General features: G+C 65.7%; 20 protein-coding genes. 3 read left to right on the forward strand and 17 right to left on the reverse strand.

All coding sequences use genetic code 11. The features are described from left to right. The first annotated feature begins 29 nt into the window (after positions 1-29). A complete protein-coding gene (locus tag E3O11_RS03010) occupies positions 30-746 on the forward strand; it encodes a FadR/GntR family transcriptional regulator (protein ID WP_092449510.1) in 717 nt (238 codons plus the stop codon). A gap of 13 nt (positions 747-759) precedes the next feature. Here E3O11_RS03010 and E3O11_RS03015 read toward each other — a convergent pair whose 3' ends face one another. From E3O11_RS03015 to glmS, 5 genes are all read right to left on the reverse strand, one after another. Next, the gene (locus E3O11_RS03015) at positions 760-1,566 is read right to left on the reverse strand and encodes a maleate cis-trans isomerase family protein (protein ID WP_092449779.1); all 807 of its coding nucleotides are present in this window, start codon (positions 1,564-1,566) and stop codon (positions 760-762) included. A 137-nt stretch (positions 1,567-1,703) separates the two neighbouring features. Continuing rightward, positions 1,704-2,243: a tRNA (adenosine(37)-N6)-threonylcarbamoyltransferase complex ATPase subunit type 1 TsaE gene (gene tsaE, locus E3O11_RS03020; protein ID WP_092449508.1), complete on the reverse strand. Its 540-nt coding sequence runs from the start codon at positions 2,241-2,243 to the stop codon at positions 1,704-1,706. Then, positions 2,236-3,306 (reverse strand): alanine racemase, encoded by a 1,071-nt coding sequence (gene alr / locus E3O11_RS03025; protein WP_092449777.1) that lies wholly within the window; start codon positions 3,304-3,306, stop codon positions 2,236-2,238. The genes tsaE and alr overlap by 8 nt, the downstream gene beginning before the upstream one ends. A 47-nt stretch (positions 3,307-3,353) precedes the next feature. Beyond that, on the reverse strand, positions 3,354-3,704 hold the full coding sequence (locus tag E3O11_RS03030) for a holo-ACP synthase (RefSeq protein ID WP_092449506.1): 351 nt from the start codon (positions 3,702-3,704) through the stop codon (positions 3,354-3,356). 6 nt (positions 3,705-3,710) lie between these two features. Next, a complete protein-coding gene (gene glmS, locus E3O11_RS03035; RefSeq protein WP_092449504.1) occupies positions 3,711-5,561 on the reverse strand; it encodes a glutamine--fructose-6-phosphate transaminase (isomerizing) in 1,851 nt (616 codons plus the stop codon). 34 nt (positions 5,562-5,595) lie between these two features. Here glmS and coaA point away from each other — a divergent pair, with 34 nt between their 5' ends. Continuing rightward, positions 5,596-6,552: a type I pantothenate kinase gene (gene coaA / locus E3O11_RS03040; RefSeq protein WP_092449502.1), complete on the forward strand. Its 957-nt coding sequence runs from the start codon at positions 5,596-5,598 to the stop codon at positions 6,550-6,552. A gap of 110 nt (positions 6,553-6,662) precedes the next feature. Here coaA and glmM read toward each other — a convergent pair whose 3' ends face one another. The 4 genes from glmM to truA all read right to left on the reverse strand — a co-directional run bounded on the left by glmM (position 6,663) and on the right by truA (position 10,109). Further along, the gene (gene glmM, locus E3O11_RS03045; RefSeq protein ID WP_092449500.1) at positions 6,663-8,024 is read right to left on the reverse strand and encodes a phosphoglucosamine mutase; all 1,362 of its coding nucleotides are present in this window, start codon (positions 8,022-8,024) and stop codon (positions 6,663-6,665) included. 19 nt (positions 8,025-8,043) lie between these two features. Further along, positions 8,044-8,529 carry a 30S ribosomal protein S9 gene (gene rpsI, locus E3O11_RS03050; RefSeq protein ID WP_092107287.1) on the reverse strand — a complete coding sequence of 162 codons (486 nt, stop codon included), beginning with the start codon at positions 8,527-8,529 and terminating at the stop codon, positions 8,044-8,046. A 50-nt stretch (positions 8,530-8,579) separates the two neighbouring features. Further along, positions 8,580-9,026: a 50S ribosomal protein L13 gene (rplM, locus tag E3O11_RS03055; protein WP_092449498.1), complete on the reverse strand. Its 447-nt coding sequence runs from the start codon at positions 9,024-9,026 to the stop codon at positions 8,580-8,582. Between the two features lie 144 nt (positions 9,027-9,170). Then, complete coding sequence (gene truA / locus E3O11_RS03060; RefSeq protein ID WP_233195155.1) at positions 9,171-10,109, reverse strand: tRNA pseudouridine(38-40) synthase TruA; 939 nt, start codon at positions 10,107-10,109, stop codon at positions 9,171-9,173. Positions 10,110-10,202: 93 nt separating this feature from the next. Here truA and E3O11_RS03065 point away from each other — a divergent pair, with 93 nt between their 5' ends. Continuing rightward, positions 10,203-12,170: an acyltransferase family protein gene (locus tag E3O11_RS03065; RefSeq protein ID WP_166787469.1), complete on the forward strand. Its 1,968-nt coding sequence runs from the start codon at positions 10,203-10,205 to the stop codon at positions 12,168-12,170. A 4-nt stretch (positions 12,171-12,174) separates the two neighbouring features. On the opposite strand, the gene E3O11_RS03070 is transcribed toward E3O11_RS03065, so the two are convergent. The 8 genes from E3O11_RS03070 to infA all read right to left on the reverse strand — a co-directional run bounded on the left by E3O11_RS03070 (position 12,175) and on the right by infA (position 17,513). Then, on the reverse strand, positions 12,175-13,218 hold the full coding sequence (locus tag E3O11_RS03070; protein ID WP_092449494.1) for a GNAT family N-acetyltransferase: 1,044 nt from the start codon (positions 13,216-13,218) through the stop codon (positions 12,175-12,177). Between the two features lie 36 nt (positions 13,219-13,254). After that, positions 13,255-14,298 carry a GNAT family N-acetyltransferase gene (locus tag E3O11_RS03075; protein ID WP_092449492.1) on the reverse strand — a complete coding sequence of 348 codons (1,044 nt, stop codon included), beginning with the start codon at positions 14,296-14,298 and terminating at the stop codon, positions 13,255-13,257. 137 nt (positions 14,299-14,435) lie between these two features. Continuing rightward, positions 14,436-14,993, reverse strand: coding sequence for a 50S ribosomal protein L17 (rplQ, locus tag E3O11_RS03080; protein WP_092449490.1), 558 nt, complete (start codon positions 14,991-14,993; stop codon positions 14,436-14,438). 48 nt (positions 14,994-15,041) lie between these two features. Next, complete coding sequence (locus tag E3O11_RS03085) at positions 15,042-16,031, reverse strand: DNA-directed RNA polymerase subunit alpha (RefSeq protein WP_092339419.1); 990 nt, start codon at positions 16,029-16,031, stop codon at positions 15,042-15,044. Positions 16,032-16,165: 134 nt separating this feature from the next. After that, a complete protein-coding gene (gene rpsK, locus E3O11_RS03090; protein ID WP_035834641.1) occupies positions 16,166-16,564 on the reverse strand; it encodes a 30S ribosomal protein S11 in 399 nt (132 codons plus the stop codon). A gap of 45 nt (positions 16,565-16,609) precedes the next feature. Next, positions 16,610-16,984 carry a 30S ribosomal protein S13 gene (gene rpsM / locus E3O11_RS03095; RefSeq protein WP_092449488.1) on the reverse strand — a complete coding sequence of 125 codons (375 nt, stop codon included), beginning with the start codon at positions 16,982-16,984 and terminating at the stop codon, positions 16,610-16,612. 126 nt (positions 16,985-17,110) lie between these two features. After that, on the reverse strand, positions 17,111-17,224 hold the full coding sequence (rpmJ, locus tag E3O11_RS03100) for a 50S ribosomal protein L36 (RefSeq protein WP_035834639.1): 114 nt from the start codon (positions 17,222-17,224) through the stop codon (positions 17,111-17,113). Positions 17,225-17,291: 67 nt separating this feature from the next. Beyond that, complete coding sequence (gene infA / locus E3O11_RS03105) at positions 17,292-17,513, reverse strand: translation initiation factor IF-1 (protein WP_035834638.1); 222 nt, start codon at positions 17,511-17,513, stop codon at positions 17,292-17,294. Positions 17,514-17,816 lie beyond the last annotated feature (303 nt).

The following is a 17,816-nucleotide window of genomic DNA, read 5'->3' on the forward strand; positions in this document are numbered from 1 at the left end:
TGTGAAAAAGAAGGATACGAGGACTCACGATGACCCCCCAGCGACTGATCCCCCAGCTTCTCCCCGAGCCCCTTGGCCGGGTGTCCCGACCGCGCCTGTACGAACAGCTGGTTGAGCAGCTGCTCGGCTATATCGAATCGGCCCAACTCGGTCCCGGGGATCTGTTGCCGAGTGAACGAGATCTGGCGGAACGCCTGGGTGTGTCGCGTCCAACGCTCGTGCAGGCGCTCGTCGCGCTGGAGGTTCTCGGCGTCATCGATGTGCGGCACGGCACCGGTGCAGTGCTGGTTTACCGGCCCAGCATCGCCACGGTCATCAAGGGGCTCCAGGCCCACCAAAACCGGCTCCCGGAGATCGTGGAGGCGCGCAGCACCCTGGAGATCAAGCTGGCATCACTCGCGGCGCTCCGGCGCACCGACGCGGACCTCGCAGCGATCGATGCCGCTCTCACCTCGATGGCCGCGGAGATCGCGGACGGCCAGAAGGGTGCCCTCGGTGATGAGTTGTTCCATCAGGCGGTGACCGCGGCGGCTCACTCGGCCGTTCTGGGTCAGCTCATGACCTTCATCGCCGAAATGATTTTGGAAACGCGGCTCGAGTCGCTCGGTCAGCCCGGTCGTCCAGAACAGTCGCTCGCGTCGCACCGGGCGATCGCCGCGGCCATCCGCTCGCAGGATGCCGACGCGGCCGCGGCGAAGATGCTCGCCCACATCGAACTGGTCTCGGATGTCGCGCTGCTGAAGTAGTGCCCGCCCGGGGTCAGTCGCGCGGGTACGTCCCGGATAGCAGGCTGCCGGCGCCGGCCACGGCCGGCCGGTGGCCGAGGGCCTTGAAGATCTCGTAGGCGGTGGCCGTGGCCGCGGTCACCACGGGGATACCCAATTCGTCTTCCACCTGTTGCACGGCGGCGAGGGACGGCATCTGCACGCAGGCCGACAGCACGATCGCGTCGGCGCCCTCACGTTTCAGGCCGCGGGCGATGGCCGGCAGGTTCTGCGGATCGAGGCAGCCGACGGCCAGATTGTCGTCAACTTCGAGGCTGACCGAGTCGATCACGGTGATTCCGGCACCCTCGATGTAGTCACTGACCATGCGCGTGAGCGGCTTCATATACGGGGTCACGATTGCCACGCGGCGGGCGCCGAGCTCGACGAGGGTGCGCACCAACGCTCCGGCACTGCTGGTGACGGCGGCCGGATGTCCGTTCCCCGCTGCGGCAGCGGCGATCGCTGCCTCCGACCCCTCGTGCGCGCCCGCGCCCTGAGCCATGACGGCCACGAGGCAGGCATAGGCGATCACGTCAACGTCGGCGTCCGACACGGCCACCGCACAATCACCGGCCTTGCCGACCATGGCGAGCAATTCCTCACGATTGACGTTCTTCAAGCTGGCCCTGGCCGAATGAAACGTGTATCGGTGCCCGGTCGTCTCGGATTGCAGCCGGAACAACTCCGGCAACTCGGTCTCCATGGTCGTATTCGAGCTGGGCACGATGAGGCCGATTCTCGACGATCCGACTATTTTCGGCACGGGGATAATTTCGCAGTTCAGGTCAGTTTCGGTCATGTTCTGCTCCACAACGTTGTGATTTCGATGCCAATAATGGGCGTTAGTTCCATCGTAAGCGCTCGATTAGCGTCGCGGATGCCCCGGAATACCATTGACGCTCAGCTCACAAAGCGCACGACGGTTGGACGAAACTTTCACGCATCCCAGTCGGTCGCATCCGTCCAGCGCGGCCCGTGGCCGATCAACGTGACGGTGCGCGGTTCGTCGAGGTCGTGATCCAGATCGATAACGGATACCGCGGCATCCGCTTCGCTGATGGCGTCAGACCGGCCCTGCGGTCGCTCGATTTCAATGTCGAGCCAGGACTCGGTGATGCCGTCGAGCAGGCCGCGACCCCATTCAACGACCACGATGGAGTGGGCGAAGTCGATGTCGAGGTCGTCGAGCTCCATGGCGCTGTTAAGGCGGTAGGCGTCGACGTGCACGAACGGTGGGCCACCAACCAGGCTCGGATGCGTGCGCGCGAGCACGAAGGTCGGGCTGGTGACGGCGCCACGCACCTGCAGCCCCTCGCCGACGCCGCGGGTGAGGGTGGTCTTGCCCGCGCCGAGCGGCCCGGTGAGCACGATCAGGTCGCCGGCCCGCAGCGTGGCCGCGAGTCCGATACCGAAGCGGTGCATCGCGGCGGCATCGGGGATGGTTCGCCGCAGTTCAGACCGACCCGACTCAGCCATGGATGTGCAGCCGGGGCACCCGGTGTCCGATGCGGGTGACGATCTCGTAGTTGATCGTGCCGGCCGCGTCGGCCCAGTCGGTCGCGCTCGGCGCTCCCGTGGCCGGGTCTCCGAACAGCACGACGGTATCGCCCACGGCGACGCCTGGATTGTCGGCTCCGAGATTGACCACGAACTGGTCCATCGCGACACGACCGACCAGCGGGTAGGTCGCGCCGTGAATCTGCACGAGCGCACTGCCGGAGGCCTGCCGCGGAATTCCGTCGGCGTAGCCGAGCGGCACGAGCACGAGCGTGGAGTCTTCCGGCGCCCGCCAGAGATAGTCGTAGGAGACGCCGGCGCCCGCGGCCACCCGGCGCACCTGGGCGACCCGGCCGCGCAGGGTCATGGCCGGCACCAGGCCGAGGTCGGCGCTGCTGGCATCATCAAACGGCGACAGCCCGTACAGGGTGATGCCCAGGCGAACCATCGAAAAGCGCGCGGCTGGCAGCCGCAGTGCGGCCGCGGAGGAGGCAAGGTGCACGAGGGTCGGGGCCAATCCGGCGGCACGCACTAAGGCGACACCGCGCTCGAAACACTCCAGCGCCTGCTGGTCGTCGGTGGCTGAGGTGTTGGAGAGGTGGCTCATCACGCCGTCAACGCGCAGCAGCCCCACCTGCTCGAGGGCCGCGGCCAGCGCGAATACCTCGGCCCAGTCGTTCTCGTGCACACCGTTTCGGCTCAGGCCGGTATCGAGTTTGAGATGAACGGATGCCGTCTGGCCGAGTTCCGCCGCTGCATCCGCTGCCCGTTGCAGTTGGCGTGCTGACGAGAGGCCGAGGGTGATGTCATCGTCGATGGCGGCGCTGAAATCGGCGTCTGGATCGTGCAGCCAGGCCAGGATCGGCGCGTCGATTCCGGCGTCACGCAACTGCAGGGCTTCGTCGATGTCGGCGACGCCGAGCCAGTCGGCGCCACCGGCGAGGGCGGCGCGGGCCACGGGCACGGCGCCGTGACCGTAGGCGTTGGCCTTGACCACGGCCATGGCGTGCGGGGTGCCGACCAGCGCACGCAGGTGCGCCATATTGCTTCGGATCGCGGCGAGGTTGATCACGGCCTCGCGAAACCCGCTCACGACTCGGCCACGACGAAGGCGCAGGCCACGCCGGCGTCGTGCGTCATGGTGACGTGCACGCGGCTGATGCCGCGATCTTTCACCGCTTGCAGGGCCGCCCCGCTGAGCTTGAATTCGGGGTTGCCGTGTGGGTCGTTCACGATTTCCATCTCCTGCCAGGTGGCCCCCGCACTGTCGCCGAGGGCCTTGATCAGAGCTTCCTTGGCGGCGAAACGCGCAGCGAGGGAATGTACCGGCAGACCGCGTTCGCTCTGGGCGAACAAGCGTGGTACCAGGCCCGGCGTGCGCGCGACCTGGCGGGTGAACCGCGCCAGGTCGACCACGTCGACCCCGATGCCCTTGATCACTGCGGACTATTCGACCGTGACGGATTTGGCGAGGTTGCGCGGCTGGTCCACGTCGAGGCCCTTGGCGATGGCGAGCTCCATGGCGAAAATTTGCAGCGGCACCACGGCCAGCAGCGGTTCGAACAGTGGAGCTGCGAGCGGAATGCGGATGACGGTGTCGGCAAACGGCAGCACGGCGGCGTCGCCGACCTCGGCGATGGCGATGACGCGGGCACCGCGGGCGCGGATTTCCTGAATGTTGGAGACGACCTTGGGGTGCAGGTGTGCCGAGCCGCGCGGGCTCGGCACCACGACGAACACCGGCTGGCCGGGTTCGATCAGCGCGATCGGACCGTGCTTGAGCTCACCGGCAGCGAAGCCCTCGGCATGGATGTAGGCGAGCTCCTTAAGCTTGAGTGCTCCCTCGAGCGCGATCGGAAAACCAACGTGGCGGCCGAGGAACAACACGGCGCGGGTGTCGCTCATCCAGCGGGCCAGCTGACGCACCTCGTCTTCGACTTGCAGAACGGTCTCGATTTTCGCCGGGATGGCCTGCAGTTCGGCGACCTGCGCGGCCTGCTCGGCCTCGGTGAGACTGCCGCGCACCCGGGCCAGGTGCAGCGCGAACAGGTAGAGCGCCGTGATCTGCGCGACGAAAGCCTTGGTCGACGCGACCGCGACCTCGGGGCCGGCGTGGGTGTAGATGACGGCATCACTCTCGCGCGGGATGGTCGCGCCCTGCGTGTTGCAGATCGAGATCGCCTTGGCACCGAGCGACATGGCGTACTTGACGGCCATGAGCGTGTCCATGGTTTCGCCGGACTGGCTGATCGACACGACCAGGGTGTCGTCGCTGAGCACCGGGTCGCGGTAACGGAACTCGTGGCTGAGCTCGACGTCGACGGGCACCTGCGCCCACTTTTCAATGGCGTATTTGGCGACCTGGCCAGCGTAGGCGGCGGTTCCGCAGGCGATGATGACGATCCGACGGATGCCGGCGAGCACGTCATCGCCGAATGCGCTCAGTTCGGGTACGACCACGTGGCCGTCGGCGATGCGGCCGCGCAGGGTGTTGGCGACGGCGTCCGGCTGCTCGGAGACCTCCTTGGCCATGAAGCTGGACCAGCCGCCTTTCTCCGACGCCGAGGCGTCCCAGGCGACATCGAATTCCTCGGTCTCGACCGGGTGACCATCGAAATCGGTGACGGTGACGGCATCCGCTGTGATGGTGACGATCTGGTCCTGGCCGATGGCGACGGCGCGACGGGTGTATTCCACGAAAGCGGCCACGTCGGAGCCGAGAAAGTTCTCGCCGTCGCCGAGCCCGATGACGAGCGGCGAGTTGCGGCGGGCGCCGACGACGACGCCGGGCTGGTCCTGGTGCACGGCCAGCAGCGTGAAAGCGCCGTCGAGGCGGGCAACGACGGTGCGAAAAGCCTCGGCCAGGTCGCCGACTCGCTGGTATTCGCGTCCGAGCAGCACAGCGGCCACTTCGGTGTCGGTTTCACTCAGTAAGGTGAAGCCCTCGGCGAGCAGTTCGTCACGCAGCGGGGCGAAGTTCTCGATGATGCCGTTGTGAATGAGGGCGAGCTTGTTATTGTCGCCGAGGTGCGGGTGCGCGTTTTCGTCGTTGGGGCCGCCGTGCGTGGCCCAGCGGGTGTGACCGATGCCGGTCGCGCCGTCGTTGATCGGGTGGGCTTTGAGCTCGTTGGTGAGGGCTACGAGCTTGCCGGCCTTCTTGGCCGTGTTGAGCACCCCGAACTCGTCAATCACGGCGATACCCGCGGAGTCGTACCCGCGATATTCGAGCCGTCCGAGCCCTCCCATGAGAACGTCAACGGTCTTGTTGCTTCCGACATAACCTACGATTCCGCACATAGAAGTCGATTTTAGCCGGACTAAGCTTGGTGGAATGTCCGATCTGGTGCTGGCCCCTGTAATGAACGGCCACGGTACCCCCTTCGTGGAACTCGACCGAGCCGACTGGGCGGCCCTCGCGCCGACCACCCTGCTGCCGCTCAAAGAGACCGAGATTGTGCAGTTGCGCGGCCTCGGTGAGCCACTCGACATTAACGAGGTGACGGATGTCTACCTTCCGTTAAGCAGGCTGCTCAATCTGTACGCGGCGAACGCTCGCAAACTGCATCGGGCGACCAGCGGATTCCTCGGTCAGCGTGCCCGGCCCACTCCGTTTGTGATCGGCGTCGCCGGCTCAGTCGCCGTCGGCAAGTCGACCACCGCGCGGCTGCTGCGGGAGATGCTGGCCCGCTGGGACGACACTCCCCGGGTCGAGCTCGTCACGACGGACGGTTTTCTGTTTCCCAATGCGGAGTTGAACCGCCGGGGGCTGATGGAGCGCAAGGGATTCCCGGAGTCCTACGATCGACGCGCCCTGCTGCGCTTTGTGAGTGCGGTCAAGAGCGGCGCCCCCGAGGTGCGGTCGCCGTTCTACTCGCACCTGAGCTACGACATCGTGCCCGACGCGCAGATCGTTGTGCGCCAGCCGGACATCCTCATTGTCGAGGGGCTGAACGTTTTGCAGCCGCCCGGGCCGGGCCGCGGCCTGGCCGTGAGCGACCTGTTCGACTTCACGGTTTACGTGGATGCCCGCACCCAGGACATCGCCCGCTGGTACGAGGAACGCTTTCTCAAGCTGCAGCGCGGCGCGTTCGCGAACCCGAACTCGTTCTTTCACCGCTACGCCGCGCTCACCGAGGATGAGGCCCGTGCCAAGGCGCGCAGTATCTGGACCAGCATCAACGAGCCCAACCTGCTGCAGAACATCCGTCCCACCCGGTCGCGGGCGACACTCGTGCTGCGGAAGGACCCCACACACGCCGTCTCCAAGGTGCTCCTGCGCAAGGTCTGACCCGCGCTTCCGCGAGGTCCCCTGTGACCGGGCCCGGGCCCGGAAAGCGGGCCCATGATAGAACATGGGCCTGGCTTCCGGGCCCGGGCCCGGTCGGTAGGGCTAGAGGGCTAGAGGGCCAGACGGGACCGCACTACGTCGGCGAGGGAGTGCGCCAGGCGGTCGGCGGTCGGCTGGTCGGCGGCCTCCACCATGACCCGCACCATCGGTTCGGTGCCGGACGGGCGCAGCAGCACACGACCGGTGTCGCCGAGTTCGGTCTCCGCGGCCACGACAGCGTCAGAAATAACCTGATCGGCAGCGAGCCCCTTGAGGTTCACTCCACGCACGTTGACCAGAATCTGCGGGTAGACCGTCATAACGGATGCGAGTTCGGCGAGCGTTTTACCGGTGCGCGCCATTTCCGCCACGAGGTGCAGCCCGGTGAGAATACCATCGCCGGTCGTGGCGAACTCGGTCATGATCACGTGGCCGCTCTGCTCACCGCCGAGCGAATACCCGTGGGCGTTGAGCTCTTCGAGCACATACCGGTCACCGACCTTGGTCTGCATCATCGCGATGTCGTTGGCCGCCATCGCCTTGCGCAGACCGAGGTTGCTCATGACCGTGGCCACGAGCGTGCGGTCCTTGAGCACACCGCGCTCGGCCATCGACACGGCGAGGATCGCCATGATCTGGTCGCCGTCGACAATGTTGCCGTCGCGATCCACTGCGAGGCAGCGGTCGGCGTCGCCGTCGTGGGCGATTCCGATGTCGGCACCGTGCTCGAGCACGGCGCGCGCCAGGTTGTCGAGGTGGGTCGACCCCACGCCATCGTTGATGTTGAGCCCGTCGGGGTCGGCGCCGATCACGGTAAGGCGAGCGCCGGCATCCGTGAACACCTGCGGCGAAACGCCAGCGGCAGCGCCGTGGGCGCAGTCGAGCACGACATGAATGCCGTCGAGGCGGTGCGGCAGGGTGCCGAGCAGGTGCACGACGTAGCGGTCTTCGGCGTCGGCGAAACGACGGATGCGTCCAACGTCGCCGGCGATCGGCATCAGGGTGTCGCGTCCAATGTAGGACTCGATGCGGTCCTCGACGTCGTCGGGAAGTTTGGTTCCGCCAAAGGCGAAGATCTTGATGCCGTTGTCGGGCGCCGCGTTGTGTGAGGCAGAAATCATCACACCGAAGTCGGCACCGATGTCGTTGATCAAGAATGCGGCGGCGGGCGTCGGGATGACTCCGGCATCGAGCACGTCGACACCGCTGGAGGCCAGGCCGGCCGAAACGGCAGCCGTCAAGAATTCGCCGGAAATTCGCGGGTCGCGGGCGACCACAGCAACGGGGCGGCGGCCCTGTTCGAGGCGTGCTTGAGCACGACGACCCTTGGTCAGCACTGCGGCGCTGGCCTGGGCAAGGCTCAGGGCCAGGCCAGCCGTGAGATCACGGTTGGCCAGGCCCCGAACGCCGTCCGTGCCGAACAGACGAGTCATATCGTCGTCGGCAATCGGATTAGCGCTTGCTGAACTGAGGTGCCTTGCGGGCCTTCTTGAGTCCGGCCTTCTTACGCTCCTTGACTCGAGCGTCGCGGCTGAGGAAGCCGTTCTTCTTGAGGATGGCGCGGTTGTTCTCTTCGTCGATCAGGTTGAGGCAGCGGGCAATGCCGAGGCGAAGCGCGCCAGCCTGGCCGGACGGGCCACCACCGGTGATGCGCGCGATGACGTCGTACGAGCCGAGCAAGTCAAGAACCTTGAACGGGTCGTTGATCAGCTGCTGGTGCAGCTTGTTCGGGAAGTAGTCAGCGAACTCGCGGCCGTTGACAACGATCGTGCCGGAGCCGGGGACGATGCGCACGCGGGCGATGGCCTGCTTGCGACGGCCGACGGCTGCGCCGGGAACGTTGAGGACGGCGCGGGGCGCCTTGGTTACGGTTTCGGCCGGAGTCTCGGTGGAGTAGCTCTCCGGAGCCTGGTCAATCTGGTCTGCGATCTTCGCCACGATGATGGGAATCCTTTTTATCTAAGAGTCGAGAAGTCTGGTTGCCGGCGCTACTGCGCGACCTGGCTGAGGGTGTACGGCGTGGGCTGCTGAGCGGAGTGCGGGTGCTCGGAGCCGGCGTAAACCTTCAGGTGGGTGAGCTGGGTGCGACCGAGCGAGTTCTTCGGCAGCATGCCGCGAATCGCTTTTTCAACCGCACGGGTCGGGTGCTTCTCGAGCATCTCGGAGTAGTTCGTCGCCGTGAGGCCGCCCGGGTAACCCGAGTGGCGGTAAGCGATCTTCAGGTCGAGCTTCTTGCCGGTGAGGGCAACCTTCTCGGCGTTGATGATGATGACGAAGTCGCCACCGTCCATGTGCGGGGAGAAGGTGGCCTTGTGCTTGCCGCGCAGCAGGATTGCCGCGTGGCTGGCCAGACGTCCGAGGACGATATCGGTGGCATCGATGACTACCCAGTCGTGCTGGAGTTCGCTTGCCTTGGGGCTATAAGTGCGCGTCACTAGTGTGCTGCTTTCTTCTTTTTCGAACGGAGGTGTTCGTGAATCCCGCTCCGGGCGTGTTCTGTCAAGCAGAACACTGTCGATGGAGGGCTCACGTTCGGGCGCCGCGCTGCAACGCACAGACACCAAGGGTCAACAGTAGTCTCAGAGTGCTGCGGACGCAACTTCGACGGGGCCGGGCAGCGAACGCCGGTTGCGGGTGGCGACGGCGCGCAGCGCCAGTTCGGCGTCTTCCGGGTAGCCGACGTCGATCAAGGTCAGACCGTGCGCCTGCATCACCTTGAACTCGCTGATGCGGTGTTTGTCGAAGTGCAGGTGCGCGAGGGTGCTGCCGTCGAGCCGCCCCTCCCCCACGGCGACGCAGGCGCCGACCATGGCGCGTACCATGCTGTGGCAGAAGGCATCCGCTTTAATGGTGGCGATGATGAGGCCGTCGTCGTCGCGCCGCCAGCGAAAGTCCTGCACCGTGCGGATGGTCGTGGCACCGGGACGCGGCTTGCAATAGGCGGCGAAGTCGTGCAGGCCGACCAGGGTCGCCGCCGCCGCGTCCATTGCGGCGAGATCGAGTTTAAACGGATGCCACGTAGTGCGCAGTCGCTGCTGCGGGTCGTGCAGCGCGAGGGGGTCGGCGAGACGGTACTCGTAGCGGCGCCACATGGCCGAGAATCGGGCGTCGAAACCGCCGGGCACGACCGTGGCACGGCGCAGCACAATGTCCGGCTTGGTCACCAGGATGCCGCCGAGGCGGCGCAGCACGGCAGTGCCGAGGTCGACCGGCGGGCGGTTTCCGGTGCCGCGCTGAATGCGCACGAGGGAGTGTGCCTGCTCGGCGGTGAGGTCGAAGTGGGCGACCTGCCCGCGGGCGTGCACCCCGGCATCCGTTCGACCGGCGACAATCAGCGTGGGGTGCGGGGGGAAGCTCTGCAGGATGCCGGCGAGCCCGTTTTCGATGTCGGCCTGAACGGTGCGAAAGCCCGGCTGGCGGGCCCAGCCGGTGAAATCCGTGCCGTCGTAGGCAAGGTCAAGTCTGATGCGCGTGGACCCTGGCGCGGCATGGCCGGCGCGGGGTACGAAAAGATTCACGAGGGTAAGCCTAGGCGGCGCGTGCGGGTTATCGTTGAATCCGGCCCAGCGCATGACCCCCGTGTGCGTGGCATCCGAATGCTCGTCTTACCCATGACCCGCCCTGTCGCACCGTCTCCCATTGCCGGGAGGACTCCGTCGTCGACCGGCGCCGCCGTGTTCGAAGAACCCGTGATCGGGCCGCAAACCAGTCCGGCTCGGGCGGCCGCAGCGCCGCTCGTGCGCCGTGGCCGTCTAGCCGGTCTCGACGGCCTGCGCGCCCTCGCCGTGATCGCCGTCGTGGTTTACCATTTCTTTCCGGTGCTGCTGCCCGGAGGCTTCATCGGCGTCGACGTTTTCTTCGTGATCAGCGGTTTTCTAATCACGGGTCTGCTCGTCTCCGAGCACACCCGCACCGGGCGTATCTCGCTGCGCCGGTTTTGGCAGCGGCGGGCCCGGCGCCTGGTGCCGCCGCTGGTTCCGGTGATTCTGATCAGCTGCACCGTGGCATTTTTGATCGGCGGCGATGTTCTCGTCGGCCTCGGCGCTCAGCTGCTGGGGGCCACGACCTTCGGCTACAACTGGGTGTCGATCGCGACGGATAACAGCTACTTCAGCGTGAACGAGCCCGAGCTGCTGCGCAACCTCTGGTCGCTCGCCGTCGAGGAACAGTTCTACCTGGTCTGGCCGCTCATGCTGCTGGCCGTACTGCTCCTTCGCCGCCCGCGTCTGCGGCTGGCCATCGTCACCGCACTGTTCGTCGCTTCCGCCGTCTGGATGGGCGTGCTCTACCAGCCCGGCGCCGACCCGACCCGCGTCTACTACGGCTCGGACACGCACAGTTTCGGACTGTTTGCCGGCGCCGCTCTGGCCCTGCTGCTGCGCCGTCCGAGCGGGCACCGCAACGAGCTGCCCCGGCTGCGGCCCTGGCTCGGCGCGGCCGCGGTCGGGGCGATCATCGCGTTCGCCATCTGGCTGCCTGAGGACGGCAGCGCAACCTACCGCGGCGGCCTGGTCGCGGTGAGCCTGGCCACAGCCGTCGCCATCTGGGCCGGTGTGCGTGGCGGCCGCTTCGGCCAGCTGCTCGACCGGGCGCCGCTGCGCTACGTCGGCGAACGATCGTACGGAATCTACCTGTGGCACTGGCCGCTGCTCGTCTTGGTGCAGCTGCTCTGGCCGACCGGCGGCCTGCTGCCGATCGGGCTGCTCGCCACGGCGATCACGCTGGCCTGCGCGGGCCTGTCGTACCGCTGGTTGGAGCAGCCGATCCGGCGGATCGGCCTGCGCGGCAGCATCCGTTTGATTGGCACGGTCATGACCGGCCCCGTGCAGCGACGCCGCCTGGTCGCGGCCGCCGCAGCCCTCTCGCTTCTGCTGGTCGGCGGCACCACGGCCGCCGTCCTGACCGCCCCCGCCCAGACCTCGGCGCAGTTGCGCATCGAACGCGGCCAACGGGCAGTGGATGCTGCGGCGCGCGCCGCCGCGCAGGCTGCGGCCGCCGAGGCGGCCCGCCAGGCCACGGTGACCCCGGTCCCAGCCGAGGGACTGATCACCGCCGTCGGTGACTCGGTCATGCTCGCCTCTGCGCCGGAATTGCAGGAGACCCTCACGGGCATCACGATCGATGCTTCGGTGTCACGCGGGATGTATTCCGCAGACGACATATTGCTGGCGCTCAAGGCTGCCGGCCAGTTGCATCCGGTGGTCGTGATCGGTCTCGGCACCAACGGCCCGATCACGGCGAGCGAGCTCGTGTCCATTCTGCGCATTCTCGGCCCGGACCGGCAGCTCGTGCTCGTGAACGCTTATGCCAACCGCGACTGGACCGACGGGGTCAATGCGACCCTGGCTGAGTTCGCAGCGGGCAATCGCCGGGTCGAGCTCGCCAACTGGCACGACACGATCGCCGGGCGCCTCGACCTGCTCGCCGGAGACCAGGTGCATCCCGGGCCGACCGGCGGGCAGCTCTACGCCGACCAGGTGCTGGCGGCGCTGGAACGTCTGGCTGCGCTGCCGCCGCTGGCCGACATGAGCTGGCTGCTGCGTGACGCCGACGCGCCCAGCGCGCCGCCGTACCGCTGACGCTTCAGAACTCGAGCACGTAGGCCAACTCGCGCTGGGTGGCGAAGAAGCCCATGCCCGTGTACAGGTCGAGCGCGCCGGTCGGACTCGCCGAGTCCACGTCGAGGGTGGCCCGCTCGTGCCCGGCGGTGCGGCTGGCGGCCAGCTGCGCGGCCAACAGGGCCTGCGCGATGTGGCGGCCGCGCCATCCGCTCAGCACACCGACCAGGCCGATGTAGCTGCTGCGGTAGCCGGCCGCTGCCCAGTCTTCTTCGTTGACGCTCGTCATGACGAAACCGACGACGTGCTCGGTGCCATCGGGTTCGGTTGCGAAGGCGACGAAGGAGAGGTCGTTCTGGAACGACGGCCCGGCGACGTACGCGTTCCAACTCTCGTCGGGAATGGGCTGGCTAGACCAGTGGTCCATGAAGGCGGCATTGCGCGCGGCGTGTACGGCGGCTGACAGCTCGGGTGTGTACCCGGCCAAGCGGATGCCCGCGCCCACCGTGACCTCGCGGATCGGGTCGGCGAGCATGCGGTCGAGGGTGAGAAAGTAGCGAGTGCAGGCCAAACCGAACCGTTCGTAGAGGCGCCCGTTCTGCGGGGCGCGCTCGTCGCAGAAGGTGGAGATCCAGCCGGGCAGCAGCTTGTCGGAGGTCGCGAGTTGCTGGTGGGCCCGGGCGACCTGCCAGCCCAGCAGCTCGCGCCCAATGCCCCGGTCGCGCATCTCGGGCAGCACCCCACCGCTCAGGTTGGACTTCACTAGGGTTTCTTGCCCGGGCTGCAGCACGACCAGGCCGTCGGCGACGACGTGACCGTCGGCGTCGAGAGCGACGAGCGTGTCGGTCGCCGGGTCGACGAACGAGAAGTCGAAGATCTCGGCGATCTGATCGCGCTCCAGCACATAGTTGGGGTGGTCGGCGCGGCCGATCGCCTTCTCCAGCTCCCAGATGGCGTCGATATCGGCGGGAGACGCCGGGCGCCACAGCGCGACCTCGGCGTGCTCGGGAACGGGGAGCTGCGCGGGAGCGGTCACGCGCGTAGAGAGTGGAGTCGTGTGATCGGTCATGCTTCACCCTATCCGCCGCCCTGAACGGGGCCAGACTCAGAACTCGAGCGAGTACGCCATCTTCTTGTGGGTAGGCACGAAGCCCATTCCGGTGTACAGGCCAAGAGCGCCGGTGGGACTCGCGGAGTCGACCGCGAGGGTCACCCGCTCGTGGCCGAGCGCCTGCCCCGCGGCCAGCTGGGCAGCCAGGAGGGATTGCGCGATGTGGCGGCCGCGCCATCCGCTCAAGACGCCGACCAGGTCGATATAGCTGCCGGTGAACCCCTGGGTGGCCCAGACGTTCTCGTTCGCGGTCGAGAGCACGAAGCCGACAACCTGCTCGATGTTGGCGCGGTCTGTGCCGTAGGCCACGAACGACAGGTCGGGGCGAAACCATTTGCCGCCGACGAAGGCATTCCAGTTCTCATCGCTCATCGGCTGGCTGCCCCAGTGGTCCATGAATGCGTCGTCGCGGGCGGCGTGCACCTCGGCCGAGGCCTCGGTGGTGAACGCGGCGATACGGATGCCGTCGGCCGGGTCGATTGCCCGCGCCGGGGCATCCAGCGGTCGTTCCAGGGTGAGAAAATAGCGCGCCAGGCTGAGGCCAGCGTGCTCGAACAGGGCGGCGTTCTGCGGGGAACGTTCGTCGGCATAGGTCAGGATCCAGCCGGGCACAGTGCTGGCCGACGAGGCGAGCTGCTGCTTCGCTCTCGCGAGCTGCCAGTCCAGCAGCTGGCGTCCGATGCCGCGTCCGCGTAGCAGCGGGTGTACCCCGCCGATCGGCAGCGAGCGTGCGAGGGTCACCTGGCGTGGCGGGAACATGACCATGCCGACAGCGACAATGCGGCCGGTCTGGTCGAGACCCACCAGCGAATCGAGCTCAGGGTGAAAGTGCGAGTAGCCGAAGTCGGCGGCGATCGCGCCGCGGGCCGTGAGGTAGTTGGGGTGATCGACCTCGCCCATGGCCTGGCGCAGCTGCCAGATGCCGTCGATGTCGCTCTCGGTAGCCGCTCGCCACCCAGCGACGTCCGGGTGCGACGGAACCACCGGCGCCGGGGCATCCCCAACGCGTTCCGTCAACGATGTCTCGTAATCAACCATCCCCCCACCCTATCTTTCGTCGAGAGCGCAAAAAGTGCCCGATTGAGGCGTCCAATCGGGCACTTTTTGCGCTCTCGACGACCTGGTGGGCGCAAAAAGGGGGGCCCACTTTCGTGGGCCCCCCTTCGGTGGTGGTGCTACTTCTTGTCGGCCTCGGGCGCAGCGTCTTCGACGGCTGCATCTTCGGCTACGACGGTCTCTTCGACGGCAGCGTCTTCGACGACTACGTCTTCAGTAACTACGTCTTCAGTAACTACGTCTTCGACAACGACGTTCTCGGACCCGACGGGGGTCGCGGCAACGGTCGCGGTCTTGGAACGCTTGACCTTGGGGGTCAGGGGCTCGAGAACGAGCTCCATCTGCACCATGGACGCGTTGTCACCCTTGCGGAAACCAAGCTTCGTGATGCGGGTGTAGCCGCCCTGACGCTCGTTGACCTGCGGGGCGATGACCGTGAACAGCTCGTGCACGACGGACTTGTCGGTGATCGTCGCGAGAACGCGACGACGGGCGTGCAGGTCGCCGCGCTTGGCGAACTGCACCATGCGCTCGGCGAGCGGACGCAGGCGCTTGGCACGGGTCTCGGTCGTCTTGATCGACTTGTGGGTGAACAGGGCCGCGGCCAGGTTCGCAAGCATGAGGCGCTCATGCGCCGGGCCGCCACCGAGACGGGGGCCCTTTGTGGGCTTAGGCATTGGTAATCTCCAGTATCAAAAAATCGAAAGGCAGCGGGAAGCCGAGCCTTAGTTGGTCTCTTCTTCGTAGCCGCTGTAGAAGTGCGCGCCGTCGAATCCGGGAACCGAATCCTTCAGTGACAGGCCGAGCTCAACGAGCTTGTCCTTCACTTCGTCAACCGACTTCTGCCCGAAGTTGCGGATGTTCATCAGCTGGGTCTCCGACAGGGCGACCAGTTCGCTGACGTTGTTGATGCCTTCACGCTTGAGGCAGTTGTACGAGCGCACCGACAGGTCGAGGTCTTCGATCGGAATCGAAAGCTCGGTCGAGAGCACAGCGTCAACCGGCGCTGGGCCGATCTCGATGCCCTCGGCTGCGGTGTTGAGCTCGCGGGCCAGGCCGAACAGCTCGGTCAGGGTGCGACCAGAGGAGGCGATGGCGTCGCGCGGCGAGATGGCCGACTTGGTCTCCACGTCAACGACGAGGCGATCGAAGTCAGTGCGCTCTCCGGCACGAGTTGCCTCGACCCGATAAGTCACCTTGAGCACGGGCGAGTAGATCGAGTCGACCGGAATCTGGCCGGCTTCGGAGAACTCGTTGCGGTTCTGGGTGCTGGACACGTAACCACGGCCACGCTCAATAGTCAGTTCGAGTTCGAACTTCGCCTTGTCGTTGAGGGTTGCGATGACCAGTTCCGGGTTGTGCACCTCGACGCCGGCCGGAGCCGAAATGTCAGCGGCGGTAACCTGGCCGGCACCCTGCTTGCGCAGGTACGCGGTGATGGGCTCGTCGTGCTCGCTCGAGACGACGAGGCCCTTGATGTTCAGGATGATCTCGGTGACATCTTCCTTCACACCGGGGACGGTGCTGAACTCGTGCAGCACGCCATCGATACGGATGCTGGTTACAGCAGCGCCGGGAATCGAGGAGAGCAGAGTACGGCGAAGCGAGTTGCCGAGGGTGTAGCCGAAGCCAGGTTCGAGCGGCTCAATGATGAACCGTGAACGGAACTCCGAGATGTTCTCTTCGGTGAGCGTTGGACGCTGTGCAATAAGCACTGTTGATTCCTTTCGGCTAAGTGTCCGCTATATGACACTTGCAATGACGAGAGTGTGAAAAGTTGAAAGAAAAGAGTCCCGACGGGGCTCGGCGCCATTCAAGTGCCGAGCCCGTCGAGATGACAGCGAGTGCTTTAGACGCGGCGGCGCTTGGGCGGACGGCATCCGTTGTGAGCCTGGGGCGTCACGTCGTTGATCGATCCGACCTCGAGGCCAGCGGCCTGCAGCGAACGGATCGCGGTCTCGCGGCCTGAGCCGGGTCCCTTGACGAAGACGTCAACCTTCTTCATGCCGTGTTCCTGCGCCTGGCGGGCAGCCGATTCGGCGGCCAGCTGTGCAGCGAAGGGGGTCGACTTGCGCGAACCCTTGAAACCAACCTGGCCCGAAGAGGCCCAGCTGATGACGGCACCGGTCGTGTCGGTGATCGACACGATCGTGTTGTTGAAGGTGCTCTTGATGTGAGCCTGGCCCACAGCAATGTTCTTCTTTTCTTTCTTACGCGGCTTCCGTACGGCCGACTTGGGTTGTGCCATGAATTTCTCCTGAATCCTAAAGGCGTTAGCGGGCTAGGCCGAGGCCTAGCGCGCCTTCTTCTTGCCGGCTACGGTGCGCTTCGGGCCCTTGCGGGTGCGAGCGTTGGTCTTGGTGCGCTGACCGCGAACGGGCAGGCCCTTGCGGTGGCGGATGCCCTCGTAGCTGCCAATTTCAACCTTGCGGCGGATGTCAGCGGCAACCTCGCGGCGGAGGTCACCCTCAACCTTGAAGGTTCCCTCGACGTAGTCGCGGAGAAGGACGAGCTGGTCGTCGCTCAAATCCTTGACGCGGATGTTTCCGTCGATTCCAGTGTCGGCGAGGGTCTTGAGGGCCCTCGTACGGCCAACACCGTAAATGTATGTCAATGCAACTTCCACGCGCTTATCGCGCGGGATGTCGACGCCGGCTAGACGTGCCATTGTGTCTCCTGTTTAGTGATGGAGGTCTGTAACAGTTCCTGTACACCGGCCTCCAACCGATGGTGTCACCCCGAAGGGCTCCCGGAACTGCTATTTACTTATGCAGGTGAATCTCGAAGAGAGAGATTATCCCTGGCGCTGCTTGTGACGCGGGTTCTCGCAGATGACCATCACGTTGCCGTTGCGGCGGATGACCTTGCACTTGTCACAGATCTTTTTGACGCTGGGCTTGACCTTCATGGTGATTCCTTGTTTTTCGCTGTCTTCGTACCAACGGGATGCCGTCGGCCGTTACTTACAGCAGTCGTTACTTGTAGCGGTAGACAATCCGGCCGCGGGTCAAGTCATACGGGCTCAACTCAACGATCACGCGGTCCTCTGGGAGGATACGGATGTAGTGCTGACGCATCTTGCCCGAGATGTGGGCAAGAACTCGATGGCCGTTTGACAGCTCAACGCGAAACATCGCGTTGGGCAGAGCTTCGACTACCGCGCCCTCGATTTCGATGACACCGTCTTTTTTGGCCATACCCTCACTGTCGCTCTGTATTGAATGCTGGTCACGCGGGATTGGTGCCAGACACGCCACAAAAGACGACACCAGACACCAAGGATCAAGCTTATGGTATGAGATTGCCTTTTGGCAATTCAGTCCTATAATCGGCCCCGGCGCAGTGCATCCCAAATGCTCACCGACTCCGCCTCGGCCATCTGCCTGGCGACCGCTTCATAGAACGGATGCCCCGCATCACGGCCCGCCCACGCCGGAAACGTTATCGCCCGTTAACCTTCCGTTTACCTTGGCGTCGGTCGGCGGTTACTTCATTTACTT

It is taken from the genome of Cryobacterium levicorallinum (assembly GCF_004402405.1).
Lineage (GTDB): Bacteria > Actinomycetota > Actinomycetes > Actinomycetales > Microbacteriaceae > Cryobacterium > Cryobacterium levicorallinum.